The sequence below is a fragment of the Pseudomonas fluorescens genome, from assembly GCF_001307275.1.
Taxonomy (GTDB): Bacteria; Pseudomonadota; Gammaproteobacteria; order Pseudomonadales; family Pseudomonadaceae; genus Aquipseudomonas; species Aquipseudomonas fluorescens_AA.
In genome coordinates this window covers 4,311,401-4,333,297 of sequence record NZ_CP012831.1, presented here as the reverse complement: position 1 = coordinate 4,333,297, position 21,897 = coordinate 4,311,401, and the positions used below count along the sequence as shown (strand labels likewise).

The window sequence follows — 21,897 nt, the reverse complement described above, 5'->3', positions numbered from 1 at the left end:
GGCGATTCGCTAAATCCGCCCGACTTCGTCACGAATAGCCTGTGGATAACGCTAGCGGTCGCGAGCTTCGAGTGCCTTGAGCTTGATCTCGGCCAACGGATGCCCGGCTTTTGCCGCCAGGGTCCACCAACGTGCCGCTTCGACCGGGTCCGGCGCCTTGCTGGTTGTACCGGCCAGGCTGATCACGCCGACCTGGTAGGCCGCCTTGCCATCACCGGCCAGAGCCGCCAGCCGCAGCAGGCGAACCCCTTCTTCACGGGCGCCCAGCCCTTGGCCGCGAAACGTGAGGATGTGCCCATAGAAACTTTGCGCACCGACGTCGCCCAGGTTCGCCATGCGTGAGAATTGGCCCTCAAGCCAGGCCCAACCACGCGCCTGGCGGACGAACCAGGACCAGTGAAACAACCGGCGCGCCAGCCAATAACCGATCCGCGCCTTGAGTCGCCAGAGCACTCAGGCCTCCGCCGACTCGGGGTATTCGTACTCAAACACCCGGACCACTTCCGAAGCGTGCCAGGAGGCGGCGGCCACCCCATCGGAAGGCCCGGAAAAACGCCCCAGGCGCTCAACGCATTCGAAGAACCCCGTGCGCGGCAGCCGGCTCGCGCCTTGGCTGATCACCAGGGAACTGCGCAGCGGCTGTTCTGCCCGGGCGTCCAGCGCCGCCAGGTGTTCAAGGGCCGCAGTCAAGGTCTGCATGGCGGGGCTGGGCAGTTGCAAGCGCTCCAGCAAGGCGCGGTAAGTCAATAAATGGCGTTGGCGACGCGCCTGGTCCAATTCACCCAACAACCCATCCCAATGCTGCCGACTGATGCGTACGCTCACGATTCTTCCCTCCAACCCGGCACCGTCAACTCCCAGGCCAGACTGCGCCGAATCGCGGCATCGGGCTGTCGCTCGCCGCTCTCGATCAAGGCCAGATAAGACGGGCTGATACCTACCGTGCGGGCCAGCGCCTCGATGGCGATGCCCTTCCCTTCGCGTAAACTGCGTAACTGATCCAGGCCAGGGAGAACCTGGCCGGGTGCCGCCGCGTGATGGACTGTCGCTTCCCGCGGCGGAGCTTGATCGATGCCTGCTGCCTTCAACAACGCTTGGTACTGATCCCACGGCAAAACCGCGTACTCGGGCTCTCCATCACGTGTGATTATTTGAATATCCATGTTTACCCCGTAGGACAACAACACTTAGCGAGTCAGCCTTTTTCCTTGGAAGTGTAATCCTAAATGCTGGCTAAGGTCGCGGGGTGATGAATTCTCTGGGGATCAGGACTTTTTCTGTCCTTGGAGCTGGAGTTGTTCCGGGGTATCGGGAAGCCTTTCGACTTGGGCCAGTTTCTCGGGAGACTGGCGATAACGCCAGGCGCGGAATGCCTCGAGTTCAACGTCGAGGGTTTTCATGACCCAGGCCAGCACTGCGATATCGTCGAACATGCCAAACATCGGCAAGATATCCGGAATCGCGTCCAGGGGACTGAGGAAATACATGAGCCCCGCCACCACTGACAGCATCGACTTGGCGCTGACCGCGCGGTATTCGCCCCGCCAGTAAGCCAGGCACAAGGCCTGCAACAGGCGCAGGTCCTCCTTGAGCTTGCCCAGCCGTCCGCCCTCCCGGGCACCTTTGCTGGCGACGGCAAAGAGCAACGTCGGTAATCGACCGCGGGCCAGCAGGCGGCCTGCCAACGGCAGAAATCGCGCAAAATTCCACGGGGCCTTCATTTTTTCTCCCACTGAAATGTTATCCACACAAATTGTGGATAACCTTGTGAACAGAGCTGCATTTCACCGCTGAAGCCCCCGTTTCATAAGGGCCCGGCTTAGATCGGGCGTTTTTTACTCACATAAAAAAACCCAATATTTCATTGACTTGACCGGCTGACTGCGTCTAGCACAGCGACTGTATTGCCTATGACTGTAGCCTGCCCCGTGCGTTCGGTTTTTTTGCCATTTGCCGTAGCCCAGATGCGACAACGCCCCGCATGAGCGAGGCGTTGTCGTTATAGCAGACGCGATTACTTGGCTGCGTCTTCTTTTGCCGGATCCTTGATCGCCAGCAGTTCCAGGTCGAACACCAGGACCGAGTTGGCCGGGATGGCCGGGCTCGGGCTCTGGGCGCCGTAGGCCAGGTCGCTCGGGATGTACAGCTTGTACTTCTCGCCGACGTGCATCAGTTGCAGGCCTTCGACCCAACCCGGGATCACGCCGCTGACCGGCAGGTCAATCGGGCTGCCACGCTCGACGGAGCTGTCGAACACGGTGCCGTTGGTCAGCTTGCCGGTGTAGTGAACGGTCACTACATCGGTCGGCTTAGGCTGTGGGCCATCGGCTTTCTTGACCACTTCGTACTGCAGGCCGGAAGCGGTGGTGGTAACACCGGCTTTCTTGCCGTTTTCCTCGAGGAATTTCTTGCCAGCGGCTGCCGACTCTTCACTCATCTTGGCCATGCGCTCTTCGGCACGCTTTTGCAGCGCGGCAAAGGCTTCGACCAGTTCTTCGTCTTTCAGCTTCTGTTCTTTCTTGCCAACGGCATCTTCGATGCCCTGGGCGACCGCTTTGGAGTCCAGGTCATCCATGCCTTCCTGAGCCAGGCTCTTGCCCATGTTCAGGCCAATACCGTAGGAAGCTTTCTGCGCCGGGGTTTTCAGCTCTACGCTGGTCTGCGAGTCGCAACCCGCGAGTACCAGGCCAACCAGGGCCACCGCCGCCGCCAACCGATGCTGTTTCATGCTATTTCCTTGTTCATGCGCCTAAAGGGCAATCGAATAAAGCCGCGAGCTTATCAGGCGGCCACGACCAATGGCTACCGGCATGTGAGCCGCAAAGTGATGATAAGTTCAGGCCCGCAAACGCTTTTTAATCCTGGGCAAATGAAGCATCTGTCATCCGTTACGTACAGGGACACATTGCCGCTCCCCCACAGGCCAAGGGTAATGGCCACTTGCCCGCCGCGCAGCACTGAGGCATAAGGGTTTATCAAAAAAACAAGGACGTTACCGTGCGCCTTCTCTCTCGCATTCTCTTGCTCCTCCTCGCGCTGCTGATCGTCGTCGTGGCCGTGGTGCTTTATTACGTCGCCAATCCTCGCTTGCCGTTCTATACCCCCGTCGAACAGGTGCACTACCTGGATCAATGGAGTGCCGCCGAGCGCCAGACGTATTACTTCACCCCCCAGGGCACCCAGGTCAAAGGCCTGCGCTACGACTGGTTCACCGCCCTCGAATTGCCTTTTTCGCAACAACGCTTCGCTTCGCCGGAGTACCTGGCGCGCTTCGGCTTCCTGATCGATCCGGCGCAGAAAGCCTCGCCTGACAACCCCGGCAACTTGCCGGTGGGGTTCGCCCGGCACCAGAACCCGGGCAGCACCGAGCAGTTCCTGGATATCACCTGCGCGGCGTGTCATACCGGCGAATTACGCTTCAAGGGCCAGGCGATACGGATCGATGGTGGCTCGGCCCAGCACGTGCTGCCTTCTAGTGTTCCTACGCTACGTGGTGGCAGTTTCGGACAGGCATTGGTCGCCAGTCTGGCGTCTACCTACTACAACCCTTGGAAATTCGAACGCTTCGCCCGCCAGGTACTGGGCAAGGACTACGACGCCCGCCACGAAGAGCTGCGCAAGGCGTTCAAGGTTTCCCTGGACACGTTCCTGCGAGTGGCCTGGAACGATACCCATCGCGGCCTCTACCCCACCGAAGAAGGCCCCGGGCGTACCGACGCCTTCGGTCGCATCGCCAATGCCAGCTTCGGCGACGCCATTTCGGCGGAAAACTACCGGGTCGCCAACGCCCCAGTGGATTACCCGCAACTGTGGGAAATATGGACCTTCGACTGGGTTCAATGGAACGGATCGGCCCAGCAGCCGATGGCCCGCAACGTCGGTGAAGCGCTGGGGGTCGGTGCCACGCTGAATTTCTTCGACGCCCAGGGCAAACCGCTGCAGGGCGACGCGCGATACCCTTCCAGCGTGCGCGTGCGCGACTTGAACAAGATCGAAGAAACCCTGCAACTGCTCAAGCCGCCCGTGTGGCCGGAAGCGTTGCTGGGCGCGATCGATAAACCCTTGGCCGCCAAGGGCCGGGCCCTGTTCACCGAAAACTGCGCCGGCTGCCATGTGCCCAAAGTGGTCCAGGGGCCTGACAGGCCGGTGCAGCAATTGCACATGCTGCCTGTGCAGGTGATCGGCACCGACCCGGGCACCGCCAATAACATCGCCGACCACCGCTTCGACCTGACCAGCCTGCAATGGGACCCGGCCGAACTGGCGAAGCTGGACGTGCAACTGCACCCGCCCCCGACGGAGCCGCTGGACCTGAGCCAGCTTTCGGTCGCCAAAGGCCTGGCCTACGTCACCGCCTTCGTCGAAAACCGCGCCTACCGCGACGCCGGCGTCACCCCCGTCGAACGCCCGGCCCTGGACGGTTTCGGCCTGCCCATTGGCGTGCGTGAACTGCGCGCCTACAAGGCCCGGCCACTGGCGGGGGTCTGGGCCACGCCACCGTTCCTGCACAACGGCTCGGTGCCGACGATCTATCAGTTGCTGTCGCCCCAGGACGAGCGGGCGACCACGTTCTATAAGGGCAACTTCGAATACGACCCACGCCACCTGGGTTATCGCACCGAAGCGTTCACCAATGGCTTTATCTTCGACACCCGGATTACCGGCAATCACAACAGCGGCCATGAGTTCCGCGCGGGCGAGCGCGGTAACGGCGTCATTGGCCGCTTGCTGCAACCGCAGGAACGCTGGGCCTTGCTGGAGTATTTGAAAGTGCTGGGCGGGCCACTGGAGTCGCAACTGTAATGATGAACCTCACCGGTAAAAGGATGTTGGCATGTTGATCACCCTCTGGCTGCGCCTCGGCGCCTTTTTGGGCAAGACGCTCCTGTGGCTGCTGGGTATCGGGTTGCTCGGCTGGGCCCTGTCCACGGCCTGGTTTGCCTGGCAGCACAAGGGACCGGTCCCGGACAAGGAACAGATCGCACCCGGCGAAGCCGCCATGACCCAGGACATCATCCAGACCGCGATCCGCATCGTCGATCAGCACCGCGAAGGCACACGTTACCTGCGCGACGCCCATGCCAAGGCCCACGGTTGCGTCATGGCCGAGGTCCAGGTGCCGAGCGACCTGCCGGCGCCGTTGCGCCAAGGCGTGTTTGCCGAACCGGGCAAGACTTGGCAGGCCACGATCCGCCTGTCCAACGGCAACGCTTATCCGCAATTCGACAGCCTGCGCGATGCACGGGGGATGGCGATCAAGCTGCTGAACGTACCGGGCAAACAACTGCTTGTTGATCGGCAATCACAGGGCGAGCAGGATTTCGTGATGTTCAATCATCCGAACTTCTTTGTCAGTGATGTCGCCGAGTACCGTCAGAATGTGGCCGCCCAGGCTGACGGGAAGAAGGCGATGGCGTTCTTTCCGAGCCTGGATCCGCGCACCTGGCAGATCCGTCATCTGTTCATCGCCCTGGCAACCCTCTCGCCGGCTCCGGCCAGTCCGACCCAGACCACTTATTTCTCGGTATCGCCTTACAAATTCGGCGAAGCCAATGCCAAGTTTCGCGTCGCGCCGGACCCGGATAGCTGCCCAAGCTATACCCTGCCCCCTCAGAACCAGGACCTGCCGAACTTTCTGCGTAGCGCGTTGAATCAGCAGTTATCCACAGACCGCGTGCCAGCGTGTTTCGTCCTGCAGATCCAACGGCAGGATCCGAGCAAGTACATGCCGATCGAAGACACCAGTATTGAATGGCAGGAAAGTGATGCACCGTTCGAGACCGTGGCGCACATCAAGGTGCCGGCCCAGGATTTCGACACGCCCAAGTTGAACCTGGCCTGTGACAACCAGTCGTTCAATCCGTGGTTCGGCATCGAGGCCCATCGCCCTATCGGCGGCATTAACCGTTTGCGTAAAGCGGTGTATGAGGCGGTCAGCGATTACCGCCACAGCCGCAATGCCGAGCAGTAGCAACGGCCAAATGACAGGCAACAAAAAGCCCGCTTCATTGAGCGGGCTTTTTTTGTGGTGACCTGGCGTTCAGAGGGCCAGGAAACCGAATATGGCGCAGCGGACGGGACTCGAACCCGCGACCCCCGGCGTGACAGGCCGGTATTCTAACCGACTGAACTACCGCTGCGCGTAACATTGAAAGCTTGGTGGGTGATGACGGGATCGAACCGCCGACATTCTGCTTGTAAGGCAGACGCTCTCCCAGCTGAGCTAATCACCCTTCACTTTCGATGCGGGGCGCATTCTCTCACAGTTTTCCGTAACGTGCTGATCTAATTAGCAAATTTCAGAAAAAAGAAGCAACGCACACCGCAGGAACTGCAAACAGCAAAAAGCCCGCGTTAGCGGGCTTTCCGTGGTGACCTGGCGTTCAGTGTTCCAGGTAACCGAATATGGCGCAGCGGACGGGACTCGAACCCGCGACCCCCGGCGTGACAGGCCGGTATTCTAACCGACTGAACTACCGCTGCGCGTAACACGTTGAACGAATGGTGGGTGATGACGGGATCGAACCGCCGACATTCTGCTTGTAAGGCAGACGCTCTCCCAGCTGAGCTAATCACCCTTCGCTTTCGGTGTGGCGCGCATTCTACGGAGCACTCTTTAAGCTGGCAAGCACTTTTTAAATTAATTTTTTCAGGCCTTCCAAAGGCTTAGCGAAGGGTTGGCCTATGGCGCCGCGAAGAGAATAATGCCCCCCTTTGTATAAAGGAGAGACTCACCCCATGTGGTTCAAAAACCTGCTTATCTATCGCCTGACCCAAGATCTGCCTTTTGATGCCGAGGCGTTGGAAACTGCACTGGCCAGCAAACTGGCGCGTCCATGTGCAAGCCAGGAGTTGACCACTTACGGTTTCGTCGCGCCGTTTGGCAAAGGCGAAGACGCGCCATTGGTGCATGTCAGCCAGGACTTCCTGCTGATCGCCGCGCGCAAGGAAGAACGCATCCTGCCGGGTAGCGTCGTGCGTGATGCCCTGAAGGAAAAGGTCGAAGAGATCGAAGCCGAGCAAATGCGCAAGGTCTATAAAAAGGAACGGGACCAGCTCAAGGATGAAATCATCCAGGCGTTCCTGCCCCGTGCCTTCATCCGCCGCTCGTCCACCTTCGCCGCCATCGCGCCGAAACAGGGCCTGATCCTGGTGAACTCGGCCAGCCCGAAACGCGCCGAAGACCTGCTGTCCACCCTGCGCGAAGTCATCGGCTCACTGCCGGTACGCCCGCTGACGGTCAAGATGGCCCCGACCGCCACCATGACCGACTGGGTCAAGACCCAGAAAGCCGCGGACGATTTCTTCGTGCTGGATGAATGCGAACTGCGCGACACCCACGAAGACGGCGGCATCGTGCGCTGCAAGCGCCAGGACCTGACCAGCGACGAAATCCAGCTGCACCTGAACACCGGCAAGGTAGTGACACAATTGTCGCTGGCCTGGCAGGACAAACTGTCCTTCGTGCTCGACGACAAGATGGTGGTCAAACGCCTGAAGTTCGAAGACCTGCTGCAGGACCAGGCGGAGCAGGACGGTGGCGACGAAGCCCTCGGCCAACTGGACGCCAGCTTCACGCTGATGATGTTGACGTTCGGCGAGTTCCTGCCGGCGCTGGTTGAAGCGTTGGGTGGGGAAGAGATTCCGCAGGGGATCTAAACCCGGCGGATAGCTGCCTTGTGGGAGCGAGCTTGCTCGCGATAGCGGTATGACAGCCACCGAGATGTTGACTGACACTCCGCCATCGCGAGCAAGCTCGCTCCCACATGAGTATTGGATGTTCTTAATAATAAGGATCAGGTCATGCGCGCACTGGCTGCATTGAGCCGCTTTGTCGGCAATACCTTCGCTTACTGGGTACTGATTTTCGCGGTGGTGGCATTTTTGCAGCCCGCTTGGTTCATCGGTCTGAAAAGCGCCATCGTGCCGCTGCTGGGCCTGGTGATGTTCGGCATGGGCCTGACCCTCAAGCTCGAAGACTTCGCCGAAGTCGCACGCCATCCCTGGCGCGTGGCCCTGGGCGTGGTCGCACATTTCGTGATCATGCCCGGTGTGGCGTGGTTGCTCTGCCAAGTTTTCCATCTGCCACCGGAAATTGCCGTCGGCGTAATTCTGGTGGGCTGCTGCCCAAGCGGCACCTCATCGAATGTCATGACCTGGCTGGCCCGCGGCGACCTGGCGCTGTCGGTGGCCATCGCCGCCGTCACGACCCTGCTCGCACCGCTGCTGACCCCGGCGCTGATCTGGCTGCTGGCCTCGGCCTGGCTGCCGGTGTCATTCATGGAACTGTTCTGGTCGATCCTGCAAGTGGTGCTGCTGCCGATCGTGCTGGGCGTGGTGGCGCAACGGCTGCTGGGAGACAAGGTGCGCCATGCCGTGGAGGTGCTGCCGTTGGTGTCGGTGGTAAGCATCGTCATCATCGTCACCGCCGTCGTTGCTGCCAGCCAGGCAAAAATTGCCGAATCGGGCCTGTTGATCATGGCCGTGGTGATGCTGCACAACAGCTTCGGCTTCTTGCTGGGCTACTTCACCGGGCACCTGTTCAAGCTGCCGCTGGCCCAGCGCAAATCCCTGGCACTGGAAGTGGGCATGCAGAACTCCGGCCTTGGCGCGGCGTTGGCGAGCGCGCACTTTTCGCCGCTGGCGGCAGTACCCAGCGCGCTGTTCAGTGTCTGGCACAACATTTCCGGGGCTTTGCTCTCGACGTACTTCCGGCGCATGAGCGAAAAACAGGACCGTGAACTGCTTGCCAGCCGAGCGCTGGACTGACCGAGCGACTTGACCGAACAATCAGCATTGGGCACTCTTGCGCCCAATACGGGGACGACCCCGCAACGCCATAGTGTTCATTATCCGGGGACGACCCCATCCATCGATGAGGTGTTTGATGTCCTGGATCATTCTGTTTTTTGCCGGTCTGTTCGAAGTCGGCTGGGCTGTCGGCCTGAAGTACACCGACGGCTTCAGCCGCCCTCTCCCCACTGCTCTGACCATCGCCGCCATGGCGATCAGCCTCGGCCTGCTCGGCCTTGCCATGAAGGAACTGCCGCTGGGTACCGCCTATGCGATCTGGACCGGGGTCGGTGCCGTGGGCACGGTGATCGCCGGGATCATTTTGTTTGGTGAGTCGATGGCGCTGGTTCGCCTGGCCAGCGTGGCGTTGATCGTTGCGGGGTTGATCGGGCTCAAGGTCAGCGCCTGAACTTTCCTGCAGGAGCCAAACCTCTGAGGGCAGCAAGGCCTGTGGGATTAAACCTGTGGGAGCAAAGCTTGCTCGCGATGGCGTCCTTGCGATCGCTATCGCGGGCAAGCCTTGCTCCCACAGATCTTGCTCCCCACAGGTTTAATCCCCCAAGCCTTTTGCCCCACAGTTTTTTCGTTTAGCGGACAGTGCCGCGCAAGTCTCCCACCAACACCTGCAAACTCGAAGGCGTTGCCGCCTCTACCGCAACCGCCGAGCCCGCCACCAGCGTCACCCGTGACCAGAACCGGCGAAACAGCCCCTTGGCCGGGTCGCGGCTGAAGAAGCTGCCCCACAAACCCTGGAGCGCCAGGGGAATCACCGGCACCGGGGTTTCCTGGAGGATGCGCGTCAATCCGCTCTTGAACTCATTGATCTCACCGTCAGCGGTCAATTTTCCTTCAGGGAAAATGCACACCAGCTCGCCGTCCTTCAGGTATTGGGCAATTCGCTTGAAGGCTTTTTCGTAGATCTGAATGTCTTCCTGGCGCCCGGCAATCGGGATGGTCCCAGCGGTGCGGAAGATGAAATTCAGCACCGGCAGGTTGTAGATCTTGTAGTACATCACGAAGCGAATCGGCCGACGCACCGCACCACCGATCAACAAGGCATCGACGAAAGACACGTGGTTGCAGACCAACAGCGCAGCCCCTTCATCCGGTATCGCCTCCAGGTTGCGATGCTCCACGCGGTACATGGAATGGCTCAGCAGCCAGATCATGAAACGCATGCTGAACTCGGGGACGATCTTGAAGATGTAGGCGTTGACGCCGATGTTCAGCAGCGACACCACCAGGAACAACTGCGGGATCGACAGCTTGGCCAAGCTCAGCAAGACGATGGAAACGATGGCCGAGACCACCATGAACAACGCGTTGAGAATGTTGTTGGCGGCGATCACCCTCGCCCGCTCGTCCTCCACCGTGCGCGACTGGATCAGCGCGTACAGCGGCACGATGTAGAAGCCACCGAACACCCCCAGGCCAAGGATGTCGATCAACACCAGCCAGGCGTGACCGAAACCGAGCACTTCAAGCCAACCGTGCCCCTCGACGCTGTCGGGAATTCCACCAGAATGCCACCACAGCAACAGACCAAACACAGTGAGCCCGAACGAGCCGAACGGCACCAGGCCGATCTCGACTTTGCGTCCGGACAGTTTTTCACAGAGCATCGACCCCAACGCGATCCCCACCGAGAACACCGTCAGGATCAAGGTCACCACGGTTTCGTCACCGTGCATCCACTCCTTGGCGTAGGCCGGGATCTGCGTCAGGTAAATCGCCCCGACGAACCAGAACCAGGAGTTGCCGACAATCGAACGGGACACCGCCGGGGTTTGCCCCAAGCCCAGTTTCAGGGTGGCCCAGGATTGGCTGAAAATGTTCCAGTTCAGGCGCATGTGTGGCGAGGCCGCCGCCGCGCGCGGAATGCCACGGCTGGCCAGGTAACCAAGCACGGCCACGCCGATGATCGCGGTCGAGACGACGGGGGCGTAATGCGCCGAGGACATCATGATCCCGGCGCCAATGGTGCCGGCCAGGATCGCCAGGAAAGTCCCCATCTCCACCAGGCCGTTGCCACCGACCAACTCTTCCTCATGCAAGGCCTGGGGCAGGATCGAATACTTCACCGGACCGAACAGCGCCGAATGCGTACCCATGGCGAACAGCGCCACCAGCATCAGCGACAAGTGATCGAACACAAAACCCACCGCGCCCACCGCCATGATGACGATTTCGCCGAGCTTGATCAGACGAATCAGCGCGTCCTTGGCGAACTTTTCCCCAAACTGCCCCGCCAGCGCCGAGAACAGAAAGAACGGCAGGATAAACAGCAGCGCGCAGAGGTTGACCCAGATCGAGCGGTCCCCCTCGATGGTCAGTTTGTAGAGAATGGCGAGAATCAGCGACTGCTTGAAAATGTTGTCGTTGAACGCGCCAAGGGACTGCGTGATGAAGAACGGCAGGAAACGCCGCGTGCGAAGCAAGGTGAACTGCGAAGGGTGACTCATCTTCCATGTTCCTGAGTGGCGTGGACGCTTATTGGAATGAACGCTTTTCGATCCAGGCCACACATTACCTGTCTTTAACGATTATTTCGCCAGCCCCGCAATGCAGGGCGACACAAACAACTCACCGTGCCAGGCCCCTGCCAGCGTTCGCCGCGCCACGATCAGCCACATCACCACCAGCATCGCCACCAGAACATTGCCGAAAACGCTGAAAAATTCCAGTTTCAGCAGGTCCGCCAGCTTCAGCGTGGTCAGCGCATACACGCCTAACGGGAAGGTAAAGCCCCACCAGCCAAGGTTGAACGGAACACCGGTGCGTAAGTAGCGTGCGGTAATCAACAGCGCCATCACCATCCACCAGAGCCCGAAGCCCCACAGCGTAATGCCCGCCACCAGCCCCAGCCCGGCGGCAATATCGCCGACGCCCGGCAAGCCATTGGCGGCAAAGATCATCGGGGCATCGCCCCCCAGTAACAACATGCCGAGGGCACCGGTGCCTATGGGGCCGAGGGCCAACCAGCTAGAAGCGGCCATGTTCTCGTGGGGCAGTTTGTGCAGGGCCATGCGCAGCACCAGGATCGTCAGAATGCTGAACGCCAGCGGTAGGGAAAAGGCCCAAAGCACGTAGCTGGTGACCAGCACGATCAGTTGCGAATGAACGGCCGCCAGGTGCGGTGCCAACAGCCCACCGCTGGCGGCTGCGACTTCGGCGGCCACCACCGGCAACAACCATACGGCGGTCATCTGATCGATCCGGTGTTCCTGGCGGGTGAACATCAGGAAGGGAATCAACACGCCGCAAGCCAAGGACATCGCTACGTCAATCCACCACAGCACCTCGGCCACCGCCACCACGCCCTCGCCCCAGCGCGGCAGCCCAAACAGCAAAAGGCCGTTGATGAGGGTCGCCAGCCCCATGGGAATGGTGCCGAAAAACATCGAGACGGTGGAATGGCCGAAGATCCGCCGGGCTTCGTCGAAGAACAACACCCAACGGGCCGTGTACATCAAGGCGAACACCACGAACAACAGCGTGTTGAACAACCACAAGCCTTCGCCCAAGGCGTGCAGGCCTGGCATCGTCGTCGGCCATTGCGCCAAGGCCAGGGCCAGCACACCGGTGCCCATGACCACGGCAAACCAGTTAGGCGTGAATTGACGAATGGCCTCCAGCGGCCTGGGCAAATGGCTCAAGGGGCGCAAGCGGTTTTTTGCAGCACAGCATGTCATGACGAACTCCTGTCCTCGGTTGAGGTGGAGCCATGCTAGAGCCGGATCAAATATCTATATAACGGTTAATTTCTCTATCTGTTATCTGCTTTATAGATAAAGGTCAGACACTGCCCTCAGTCTCGATCACCAGGATCCTCGCCTCGCCCAAGGGCTTGGCCACATGCTCGGTGCCCACCGAGGCGTAGAAAATGTCTCCGGCGTCCAGCAAGGTCGCTTTTTCAACACCGTCTTCCCGATAGCACATCTGCACTTGCCCATCGAGCACCACGAAGACTTCCTGGCCGTCGTTGATGTGCCATTTGTAGGGCTGATCGGTCCAGTGCAGGCGCGTGGTGATGCCGTTCATGTTGGCGATATCCAGCGCCGCCCAGGCACGGTCACCGGTGAAGGATTTGCTGCGGATGATTTTCAAGAGATCCGTCCGGAAGAAAACTGAGGTGCCAAGACTAACCCACTGCCCACGGCACCTGCATGCCTGGTTTCAAGGCCGAACGCCATCGCTGAGCGGTTTTATCGACTGCCGTAACCCCAACAGTGCTGCGACACACAACACGATCAACACGGCGCCATACCCATCGGTCGTCGGGATCAAGCCGAACACCCGCGTCAGGTTCCCCGCCAGCAGCGACGGCAGGCTGAAGGCCAGGTAACTGAGGACATAGAACGCCGACATCAAGCCGGCCCGTTCGTGGGGCAAGGCCAGCGGCATGAGGCTGCGCAGCGCCCCCAGGAACCCGGCACCGAAACCGCCACCGGTGACCAGCGTGCCGACGAAGAACAACGGCAAGCTGGCGCCATGCACCGCCACCAGCACCAATGCCAGGCCGATCACCAACAGGCTCGCGGACGGGCGCAATATTGTGTCGGCCTCCTGGTTGCGCAACAGGTAGATGGCTGATGCGCCACTGAGGGTCAACACCGCCACCAGCGCGCCACCGATCAGATTGGAGGTCGATCCGGTGGCCGCCCGCACCAGCGACGGTGCCAGTGACAGGTAGAAACCACCCACGGCCCAGGCCGCCAGATCCAGTGGCAGGACCCGCCACAAGGCTCGCCGCGCCTGGAGTGGCACGTGCAAGGTCGGACGCAAGGACTGCCAGGCACCCGCTTGCGGGCTGACGCTTTCTTTCAGGCGCCAGAGGTAAACGGCCTGGGCCAGGAACAACCCCAGCAGCAGCCAGTAGGTCAGTTGCAACGGCAACGGTGCGAACTCGGCCAGCAGGCCACAGCCCAGCGCCCCGCACGCCATGCCCAACAGCGGCGCAACGCTAGTGATCAACGGGCCTTGGCGACGGTCGAAGTCCAGCAAAGCAGCACCCAATACACTGGTGGCCATGCCGGTGGCGAACCCCTGGATCAACCGGGCACCGATCAACCAGGCGACGCTGTCGGCACTGATAAACAGCAGCATCGCCAGTATGTTGAGCAACAGCGCCACGAAAATCACCGGCTTGCGGCCCAGGTAATCCGACAGCGACCCCACGGTCAGCAAGGCCGCCAGCAGACTGAAGGCGTACACGCCGAAAATCAGCGTCAGAACGGCCGGGGAAAACTGTAATTGTTCCTGATAGAGGTGATACAACGGCGTCGGCGCGCTGGACGCGGCGAGAAAACCGAGCAAGGTAAGCGCCAGGAAGATCAGGCTGGCGCGGGTCGAAGCTGGACGGGACATGGGCACGCTCCACAGGAACATTCGCAAAAGCTAATTTTTTGCTTTTGTGGAGTGTGCTACCGGTGTGCGCTTAAAGCAAATTCTTTGTGTTAAGGTCTGACGCATGGCTATTAAAGAAGGTTTACGCCCCGGCGGCCGAAGCGCCCGGGTCCAGGAATCGATTCATTCGGCGGTCCGCGCCCTGCTGCAGGAGCAGGACCGCGCCACACTGACCGTGCCGCAAATCGCTGCGCGCGCCGGGGTCACGCCGTCCACTATCTACCGGCGCTGGGGCGATCTGCCGGCGCTGCTGGCCGACGTCGCCATCGCCCGCATGCGCCCCGACGGCGAACCGGCCGACACCGGCAGCTTGCGCGGCGACCTGCGCGCCTGGGCCGAGCAGTACCTGGACGAAATGAGTTCCGAGCCCGGTCGTAACATGATGCGCGACATCCAGGCCTGCGCCACCCCAGGGTATTGCGTAGGGATCATCAGCCGTCAGTTGCAGATCATCCTGGACCGCTATCCCGATGAACCCAATCCGGGCGTCGAGCGGCTGATCAATGTGGTGGTGGCACCGACGGTGTTCCGCATTCTCTTTGCCACTGCGCCGTTGGAGGCTGGGGAGTTGTATCGGTTGGTGGATATTGCGTTGGGTCAGTAACACCGTCATCGCGAGCAAGCTCGCTCCCACATGGCGTCCAGAACGCTCATAGAACGCGTGTTCACCACAAATCCCTGTGGGAGCGAGCTTGCTCGCGATGAGGCCCGCCCAGACACCTCATTACCCACCTGCGACACCCCACCACGCCTCGACCTTGGTCGACACTGACGAACCCGAGCGGGCATGCGAGACTGTCCTGCCGGGCTCAAGTCCCGGTGTCTTTGTCCGGGAGTTTCCATGTCGTTGTCCAGCGGGCTGATCGCCGTTGTCGCCCTGGCCTATATGGCCATCATGTTCGCCATCGCCTTCTACGGCGACCGGCGCAGCACGCCGCTGCCACCACGGGTGCGGGCCTGGGTCTACAGCCTGTCGCTGGCGGTGTATTGCACCAGCTGGACGTTCTTCGGCGCCGTGGGCCAGGCCGCCGAACAACTCTGGTCCTTCCTGCCTATCTACCTCGGGCCAATCCTGCTGCTGGTGCTGGCGCCGTGGGTCCTGCAGAAAATGGTGATGATCAGCAAACAGGAGAACATCACCTCTATCGCCGACTTCATCGCCGCCCGCTACGGCAAGTCCCAATCCCTCGCAGTGGTGGTCGCACTGATCTGCCTGGTGGGCGTGTTGCCGTACATTGCCTTGCAGCTCAAGGGCATCGTGCTCGGGGTGAACCTGCTGATCGGTGCCGGCGCCGACGCCATGGGCACCCGCGCCCAGGACACCGCACTGATCGTCTCGCTGATCCTGGCGCTGTTCACTATCGTGTTCGGTACCCGCAACCTGGACGCCACCGAACACCACCGTGGCATGGTGCTGGCGATTGCCTTCGAATCCCTGGTCAAGCTGTTCGCGTTCCTGGCGGTCGGAGCGTTCGTGACGTACGGCCTGTACGACGGTTTCGACGACCTGTTCAACCAGGCGATGCTCGCCCCACGCCTGGAGCAATACTGGAAAGAAACCATCAATTGGCCGTCCATGGTGGTGCAGACCGGGGTGGCGATGATGGCGATCATCTGCTTGCCGCGGCAGTTCCACGTGACCGTGGTGGAAAACATCGAGCCCCAGGACCTGCGCCTGGCCAAATGGGTATTCCCTGCCTACCTGGCCCTGGCCGCGCTGTTCGTGGTGCCCATCGCCCTTGCCGGGCAAATGATGCTGCCCAGTTCCGTGCTGCCGGACTCGTTCGTCATCAGCCTGCCGCTGGCCCAGGCCCATCCGGCCCTGGCGGTACTGGCGTTCATCGGCGGCGCCTCGGCAGCCACGGGCATGGTGATCGTGGCCAGCGTGGCGCTGTCGACCATGGTCTCCAACGACATGTTGTTGCCCTGGCTGCTGCGCCGCAACAACGCCGAACGCCCCTTCGAGGTGTTCCGTCAGTGGATGCTGTCGGTGCGCCGAGTCAGTATCGTGGTCATCCTGTTGCTGGCCTATGTCAGCTATCGGTTGTTGGGCTCGACGGCGAGCCTGGCGACCATCGGCCAGATCGCCTTCGCCGCCGTGACCCAACTGGCCCCGGCCATGCTCGGCGCGCTGTACTGGAAACAGGCCAACCGCCGCGGCGTGTTCGCCGGCCTCGCCACGGGGATCTTCCTGTGGTTCTACACCCTGGTGTTGCCGATTGCCGCCCACAGCCTGGGCTGGTCGCTCAGCAGTTTTCCGGGGCTGGCCTGGTTGCACGGCAATCCCTTGAACCTGCCGATCACGCCGCTGACCCAAGGGGTGGTCCTGTCCCTGGCCGGCAACTTCACGCTGTTCGCCTGGGTGTCGGTGCTGTCGCGCACACGCGTCTCGGAACACTGGCAGGCCGGGCGCTTCATCGGCCAGGAAATCAGCGCCCGCCCCAACCCCCGCTCGATGCTGGCGGTGCACATCGACGACCTCTTGCAACTGGCCGCACGTTTCGTCGGCGAAGAGCGGGCGCGGCAAAGCTTCATTCGCTTCGCCTACCGCCAGGGCAAAGGCTTCAACCCGAACCAGAACGCCGACGGCGAATGGATCGCCCACACCGAACGCCTGCTGGCCGGTGTACTCGGCGCCTCTTCGACACGTGCGGTCGTGAAAGCTGCCATCGAAGGTCGGGAGATGCAGCTCGAAGACGTGGTCCGGATCGCGGACGAAGCGTCGGAAGTGCTGCAATTCAACCGCGCCCTGTTGCAAGGCGCCATCGAGAACATCAGCCAGGGCATCAGCGTGGTCGACCAGTCCCTCCGGCTGGTGGCGTGGAACCGCCGCTACCTGGAGCTGTTCAAGTACCCGGACGGCTTGATCAGTGTCGGCCGGCCCATTGCCGACATCATCCGCTACAACGCCGAACGTGGCCTCTGCGGGCCGGGCGAGGCGGAAGTCCATGTCGCCAGGCGCCTGCACTGGATGCGCCAGGGCCGAGCCCATACCTCCGAACGGCTGTTCCCCAACGGCCGGGTCATCGAGCTGATCGGCAACCCGATGCCCGGTGGCGGTTTCGTCATGAGCTTCACCGACATCACCGCCTTCCGTGAGGCCGCACAGGCGCTGACCGAAGCCAACGAAGGGCTGGAGCAACGGGTGGCCGACCGCACCCGGGAACTGTCGCAGTTGAACCTGGCCCTGACCGAAGCCAAGAGTACCGCCGAAGCGGCCTATCAATCCAAGACCCGGTTCCTGGCGGCGGTCAGCCACGACCTGATGCAACCGCTCAATGCCGCGCGCCTGTTCTCCGCCGCACTGTCCCACCAGCACGACGGTTTGCCGAGCGAGGCCCGGCAACTGGTGCAACACCTGGACAGTTCGCTGCGCTCGGCTGAAGACCTGATCACCGACTTGCTGGATATCTCCCGCCTGGAGAACGGCAAGATCAACCCCGACCGCAAACCCTTCACCCTCAACGACCTGCTCGATACCCTCGGCGCAGAGTTCACGGCGCTGGCCCAGGAACAAGGCTTGAAGTTCCGGGTTCGCGGCTCGAAGTTGCGGGTGGACAGCGACATCAAGCTACTGCGGCGTATTTTGCAGAACTTCCTGACCAACGCTTTCCGCTACGCCAAGGGCCCGGTGCTGCTGGGCGTACGCCGACGCAACGGCGAGTTGTGCCTGGAAGTCTGGGACCGCGGGCCGGGTATCGCCGAGGACAAGCTGCAAGTCATTTTCGAAGAGTTCAAGCGCCTGGACAGCCACCAGACCCGCGCCGAAAAAGGCCTGGGCCTGGGCCTGGCCATCGCCGACGGTCTTTGCCGCGTGCTGGGCCATACCTTGCGCGTACGCTCCTGGCCGGGGCGCGGCAGCGTGTTCAGCGTCAGCGTGCCCTTGGCCCAAACACAGGCCGTCGTACCGGGGCCCGTGGCCGAACCCAACGGTCATCTGCCAAGCGGCGCACAGGTGCTGTGCGTCGATAACGAAGACAGCATCCTGATCGGCATGAACAGCCTACTGACGCGCTGGGGTTGCCAGGTGTGGACGGCGCGCAACCGCGAGGAATGCGAGCGTTGGCTGGCCCAGGGCGGCCGACCGCAACTGGCGCTGGTGGATTTTCATCTGGACGACGGCGAGACCGGCACCGAACTGATGGCCTGGTTGCGCACGCGCATGGGGGAACCGGTGCCAGGGGTGGTGATCAGTGCCGATGGCCGCCCCGAGACGGTGGCCCTGGTGCATGCGGCGGGCCTGGATTACCTGGCCAAGCCGGTGAAGCCGGCGGCGTTGCGGGCGTTATTGAGTCGGCATTTGCCGTTGTAATTCGGGCAAATGGTGCCCTGTGCAAGGTCATCTTGTGGGAGCAAGGCTTGCCCGCGATGGCGGTCTCAAGGATGCCATCGCGAGCAAGCCTTGCTCCCACAAGATAACCTCGCCACAAGTTTCTGCTTCATCCTTGGGGTTGTGCTTCAGCCCTGGGTTTTCTCGCTGGCTTCTTCCGGCAACTCAGGCAGCCCATCCGCATCCGTCATCGCCCGCTCGAGCAAATCGGCAGGCAGGCTCTTGCTCGCCCGGGCGCCGAGCAACTTGAGCTGTTCGCTACGGCTGATCAGGTTGCCGCGCCCTTCTGTCAGTTTGTTGCGCGCGGCACTGTAGGCTTTGTCCAACTGCTGCAAGCGACTGCCGATCTCGTCCAGGTCCTGGATGAACAGGACGAACTTGTCATACAGCCACCCGGCCCGCTCGGCGATTTCCCGGGCGTTCTGGCTCTGGCGTTCCTGCTTCCACAAGCTGTCGATCACCCGCAGCGTCGCCAGCAGCGTGGTCGGGCTGACGATCACGATGTTGCGGTCGAAGGCTTCCTGGAACAGGTTCGGCTCGGCTTGCAGGGCGGCGGAAAACGCCGCTTCGATTGGCACGAACAGCAACACGAAATCCAGGCTGTGCAAACCGTCCAGGCGCTTGTAGTCCTTGCCGGCCAAGCCTTTGACGTGGGCACGCAACGACACTACATGTTGCTTGAGGGCGAGTTGGCCGATGGCGTCATCTTCAGCGGCCACGTACTGCTGATAGGCCGTGAGGCTGACCTTGGAATCGACCACCACTTGCTTGTCGCCCGGCAGATAAATCAACACGTCCGGCTGGAAACGCTCGCCGTCCGGGCCCTTGAGGCTGACCTGGGTCTGATACTCGCGGCCCTTCTCCAGGCCGGCATGTTCAAGCACCCGCTCCAGGATCAGTTCGCCCCAGTTACCCTGGGTCTTCTGGCCCTTGAGCGCCCGGGTGAGGTTGGTGGCTTCGTCGCTCAGGCGCAGGTTCAGTTGTTGCAGGCGCTCCAGTTCCTTGCCCAGGGAGAAGCGTTCCCGGGCCTCGGCCTGATAACTTTCTTCAACGCGTTTTTCGAAGGACTGGATGCGCTCCTTCAGCGGATCGAGCAACTGGCCCAGGCGTTGCTGGCTGGTTTCGGCGAAACGTTGTTCACGTTCGTCGAAGATCTTCCCGGCAAGCTCGGCGAACTGCGCCCGCAGCTCGTCTCGCGAGCCTTGCAGGTCATCCAGCCGTTGCTGATGGCTTTCCTGCTGCTCACGCAGTTCGGCCTGCAACGACGCCGCCTGGGCATCGAGCCGGCGCAGCTCGGCTTCCTTGTTGGCACGCTCGAGGTTCCAGGCGTGAGCCGCATCCCGGGCATTGTCGCGCTCGATCTGCAGCAATTCGACCTCACGGCAGGCCGCGGCAAGCTCGGCCTGCTTGGCGGCGTTGGCCTGGCTCAGATCGCTGATTTCATCGCGGCAGGCATCGAGCTGGGCGTTGAGGCCATCGTGGGCCATGTGGGCCGTGGCCAAGCGCTCCTCCAGCAGGGCCAGTTCGGTCTGCGCGGCGGCGGCTTGGCGTTGCAGGTGCCAGGCCAGTGCCAGCAACGGCACCGCAGCGCCTGCCAGGCCAAACAACAGGCTGGTCAAATCCATAGCCATGACAATTCCTGCCGATCAAATAAAGCCCGAAGGTTAACCAAGCGGCTGGGGGTTGCCCAGCGCAGTCTTCGTTTTCAATCTTCGATTTCACCAAGGGCCCGGCGGGCACGATCATCGCCGGCCCGGGCGGCCTGGCGCAGCAGGTCGTGGCCGATGCGTCGATCCCGGGCGTTGCCGCATTCTCGGCACATCAACTGCCCGAGACGACTTTGCGCGGCCACTACGCCTTCACGGGCCGGTTGCTTGAGCAAACGACCAGCCAGGTGCTTGATGCTGGGGCTGTCCCCCAGCCGCGGGCTGTCGAGCAGCCACTCAGCTACCCGCATCGACATACGTTTGGGTGGGGTAACACCAGAGGGCGTGGAGGTAACAGGATTTGATACTGAGCGAAACTTCATAAAACACTGTGGGACAGATCGGAAGGCGCGCCACTCTACTCCTTTTTTCGTACGGGTAAAGTCGAAAAAAAACCGGCACGCCCGTGCTAGAGCAAGCGCTTGGGACAATCCACAGAAGCTGTGGATAACTCAGTGGACAACCCCCCCTGAACTCTCGCAAAGCCCTGTGGAACGGGGCCTGCGCTCAAACTGACGATTTTTTCACCAGTAAAAAAAAGCGATGTTTTTCATTGACTTAAATTTTGGATACAGGCACCTACCCCGGATTGTTTCGACATGACAGTTCGGTGACAAGTGGTGCAGCGAGTGTGCACAAGTAACAGCTGAACGGGTTATAACGCTGCGTTTTTTTGGCACAACGGGCGGTAAAAGCTGGGGATAACCTCTGGCCGTGCATTGCAGCAACGGTGGCGTGGGCACACTTGCAAGCGTCGGTTCCTGTGCTACGGCAGGCCCCCACAGCGATTGAGTGCCCACTTGAATATTTTTTAACCAGCACCCTTCCCTTCACCGGTTCGATCCGTTAGTATCCGCAGCGTTAGTACCAAGCTGAAAGTCAATTCCGGGTCGAACACATCTCCACGGTCAGCCATCCTCCCAAGGACGCCTCACCGAAAAAAGGAGACCGGCCCCCTCGATGGTTTCCAGGTAAATCTTGCGCCAACACAGCCTTTGATCGAATGCAAAGGGTGTTGCCAGGCTCATTACTCTGACCGAACCAACCTGCAAAATTGATCAGGATCTTCACCCCGGGCCCAGAACCTTTGCCCTCGATGTGTTGCCTGCCCTCCTAAGTACCTACCTGCCAGCCCAAGCGCGCACTTATATAGCGCTCAAACTGGCTGCTTTGTTCCAGTCGGGTTCTTCGTTCGACCAATGGTGGTCGACGTTACTGGAACGTTTTAACGTTGCACGGTTCTTAACCGTGTCATTTGCAGGAACACCCATAACATGTCTACTCAAATCCACGCACAGGATGCTATCCGCACCCTCACCAACGCTTTTGCACCGATGAACTGCCTGATCATGGCCGCTCGCAAAGGCTGCTTCAGCTTCACGCTGGTCAACGAACACGGCATCGCCCGTCACAGCGAACGCCTGTACCCCGACCAGTACTCCAGCGCCGAACCGCTGCAGGCCGTGATCGAGCGTACTCGCCAGGCACTGGTTGCCTGAGACGCCAGAAAGGCTGAAACCCCAAAGGCCCCGCCCAGAAAGCGGGGCTTTTTATTGCCCGAAATTTCTCGATGAAGCGAAACGGCGTAAGCACCAAGGGATATAACAGTTATAACCGTTCGCTGAAGATGTTTTAAAAACAGTCCTTTACAGCGGGAATATG

At 61.0% G+C, this 21,897-nt stretch carries 19 protein-coding genes and 4 tRNA genes; 8 read left to right on the top strand and 15 right to left on the bottom strand.

Annotation, left to right across the window (positions count from 1 at the left end; genetic code table 11):
- Nucleotides 1–51: 51 nt before the first annotated feature.
- The 5 genes from AO356_RS19345 to AO356_RS19325 all read right to left on the bottom strand — a co-directional run bounded on the left by AO356_RS19345 (nucleotide 52) and on the right by AO356_RS19325 (nucleotide 2,728).
- Nucleotides 52–453 (bottom strand): SEL1-like repeat protein, encoded by a 402-nt coding sequence (locus AO356_RS19345; RefSeq protein WP_060741099.1) that lies wholly within the window; start codon nucleotides 451–453, stop codon nucleotides 52–54.
- Nucleotides 454–825: a hypothetical protein gene (locus AO356_RS19340; RefSeq protein ID WP_003179080.1), complete on the bottom strand. Its 372-nt coding sequence runs from the start codon at nucleotides 823–825 to the stop codon at nucleotides 454–456.
- Complete coding sequence (locus AO356_RS19335; RefSeq protein ID WP_060743150.1) at nucleotides 822–1,163, bottom strand: helix-turn-helix domain-containing protein; 342 nt, start codon at nucleotides 1,161–1,163, stop codon at nucleotides 822–824. The genes AO356_RS19340 and AO356_RS19335 overlap by 4 nt, the downstream gene beginning before the upstream one ends.
- Nucleotides 1,164–1,265: 102 nt before the next feature.
- Nucleotides 1,266–1,721, bottom strand: coding sequence for a YkvA family protein (locus AO356_RS19330; RefSeq protein ID WP_060741098.1), 456 nt, complete (start codon nucleotides 1,719–1,721; stop codon nucleotides 1,266–1,268).
- 293 nt (nucleotides 1,722–2,014) lie between these two features.
- Nucleotides 2,015–2,728 carry an FKBP-type peptidyl-prolyl cis-trans isomerase gene (locus AO356_RS19325; RefSeq protein ID WP_003204577.1) on the bottom strand — a complete coding sequence of 238 codons (714 nt, stop codon included), beginning with the start codon at nucleotides 2,726–2,728 and terminating at the stop codon, nucleotides 2,015–2,017.
- A 269-nt stretch (nucleotides 2,729–2,997) separates the two neighbouring features.
- Here AO356_RS19325 and AO356_RS19320 point away from each other — a divergent pair, with 269 nt between their 5' ends.
- Entirely contained in the window at nucleotides 2,998–4,803 is a 1,806-nt protein-coding gene (locus tag AO356_RS19320; protein WP_060741097.1) for a di-heme-cytochrome C peroxidase, read from the top strand.
- Between the two features lie 31 nt (nucleotides 4,804–4,834).
- The gene (locus tag AO356_RS19315; RefSeq protein ID WP_060741096.1) at nucleotides 4,835–5,971 is read left to right on the top strand and encodes a catalase family protein; all 1,137 of its coding nucleotides are present in this window, start codon (nucleotides 4,835–4,837) and stop codon (nucleotides 5,969–5,971) included.
- Nucleotides 5,972–6,063: 92 nt separating this feature from the next.
- Here the strand turns inward: AO356_RS19315 and AO356_RS19310 are convergent.
- The 4 genes from AO356_RS19310 to AO356_RS19295 form a co-directional block, all read right to left on the bottom strand.
- Nucleotides 6,064–6,140 (bottom strand) — tRNA-Asp (locus AO356_RS19310).
- A 17-nt stretch (nucleotides 6,141–6,157) separates the two neighbouring features.
- Nucleotides 6,158–6,233 (bottom strand) — tRNA-Val (locus AO356_RS19305).
- 173 nt (nucleotides 6,234–6,406) lie between these two features.
- Nucleotides 6,407–6,483, bottom strand: a tRNA-Asp gene (locus AO356_RS19300).
- Nucleotides 6,484–6,502: 19 nt separating this feature from the next.
- Nucleotides 6,503–6,578: transfer RNA gene (locus AO356_RS19295), tRNA-Val, on the bottom strand.
- Nucleotides 6,579–6,738: 160 nt separating this feature from the next.
- Here AO356_RS19295 and rdgC point away from each other — a divergent pair.
- The 3 genes from rdgC (at nucleotide 6,739) to sugE (ending at nucleotide 9,202) form a co-directional block, all read left to right on the top strand.
- Nucleotides 6,739–7,659 (top strand): recombination-associated protein RdgC, encoded by a 921-nt coding sequence (rdgC, locus tag AO356_RS19290; protein WP_014339706.1) that lies wholly within the window; start codon nucleotides 6,739–6,741, stop codon nucleotides 7,657–7,659.
- 144 nt (nucleotides 7,660–7,803) lie between these two features.
- Nucleotides 7,804–8,769 (top strand): bile acid:sodium symporter family protein, encoded by a 966-nt coding sequence (locus AO356_RS19285; protein WP_060741095.1) that lies wholly within the window; start codon nucleotides 7,804–7,806, stop codon nucleotides 8,767–8,769.
- 118 nt (nucleotides 8,770–8,887) lie between these two features.
- Entirely contained in the window at nucleotides 8,888–9,202 is a 315-nt protein-coding gene (sugE, locus tag AO356_RS19280; RefSeq protein ID WP_003204587.1) for a quaternary ammonium compound efflux SMR transporter SugE, read from the top strand.
- A 178-nt stretch (nucleotides 9,203–9,380) separates the two neighbouring features.
- Here the strand turns inward: sugE and AO356_RS19275 are convergent, their stop codons facing one another.
- The 4 genes from AO356_RS19275 to AO356_RS19260 form a co-directional block, all read right to left on the bottom strand.
- Nucleotides 9,381–11,255: an MFS transporter gene (locus tag AO356_RS19275; protein WP_060741094.1), complete on the bottom strand. Its 1,875-nt coding sequence runs from the start codon at nucleotides 11,253–11,255 to the stop codon at nucleotides 9,381–9,383.
- Between the two features lie 81 nt (nucleotides 11,256–11,336).
- Nucleotides 11,337–12,485 carry a TDT family transporter gene (locus tag AO356_RS19270; protein ID WP_060741093.1) on the bottom strand — a complete coding sequence of 383 codons (1,149 nt, stop codon included), beginning with the start codon at nucleotides 12,483–12,485 and terminating at the stop codon, nucleotides 11,337–11,339.
- 103 nt (nucleotides 12,486–12,588) lie between these two features.
- A complete protein-coding gene (locus AO356_RS19265) occupies nucleotides 12,589–12,900 on the bottom strand; it encodes a cupin (RefSeq protein ID WP_060741092.1) in 312 nt (103 codons plus the stop codon).
- 69 nt (nucleotides 12,901–12,969) lie between these two features.
- The gene (locus AO356_RS19260; protein WP_060741091.1) at nucleotides 12,970–14,160 is read right to left on the bottom strand and encodes an MFS transporter; all 1,191 of its coding nucleotides are present in this window, start codon (nucleotides 14,158–14,160) and stop codon (nucleotides 12,970–12,972) included.
- A 103-nt stretch (nucleotides 14,161–14,263) separates the two neighbouring features.
- On the opposite strand from AO356_RS19260, the gene AO356_RS19255 reads away from it, so the two are divergent.
- Both AO356_RS19255 and AO356_RS19250 read left to right on the top strand, forming a co-directional pair.
- Nucleotides 14,264–14,803, top strand: coding sequence for a TetR/AcrR family transcriptional regulator (locus tag AO356_RS19255; RefSeq protein WP_060741090.1), 540 nt, complete (start codon nucleotides 14,264–14,266; stop codon nucleotides 14,801–14,803).
- Between the two features lie 237 nt (nucleotides 14,804–15,040).
- Nucleotides 15,041–18,511 (top strand): PAS domain-containing hybrid sensor histidine kinase/response regulator, encoded by a 3,471-nt coding sequence (locus AO356_RS19250; RefSeq protein ID WP_060741089.1) that lies wholly within the window; start codon nucleotides 15,041–15,043, stop codon nucleotides 18,509–18,511.
- Nucleotides 18,512–18,657: 146 nt separating this feature from the next.
- Here AO356_RS19250 and rmuC read toward each other — a convergent pair whose 3' ends face one another.
- Both rmuC and AO356_RS19240 read right to left on the bottom strand, forming a co-directional pair.
- Nucleotides 18,658–20,046: a DNA recombination protein RmuC gene (gene rmuC / locus AO356_RS19245; protein ID WP_162491259.1), complete on the bottom strand. Its 1,389-nt coding sequence runs from the start codon at nucleotides 20,044–20,046 to the stop codon at nucleotides 18,658–18,660.
- Between the two features lie 188 nt (nucleotides 20,047–20,234).
- On the bottom strand, nucleotides 20,235–20,558 hold the full coding sequence (locus tag AO356_RS19240; protein ID WP_060741087.1) for a sel1 repeat family protein: 324 nt from the start codon (nucleotides 20,556–20,558) through the stop codon (nucleotides 20,235–20,237).
- A gap of 951 nt (nucleotides 20,559–21,509) precedes the next feature.
- On the opposite strand from AO356_RS19240, the gene AO356_RS19235 reads away from it, so the two are divergent.
- Nucleotides 21,510–21,734: a hypothetical protein gene (locus tag AO356_RS19235; RefSeq protein ID WP_003204606.1), complete on the top strand. Its 225-nt coding sequence runs from the start codon at nucleotides 21,510–21,512 to the stop codon at nucleotides 21,732–21,734.
- Nucleotides 21,735–21,897 lie beyond the last annotated feature (163 nt).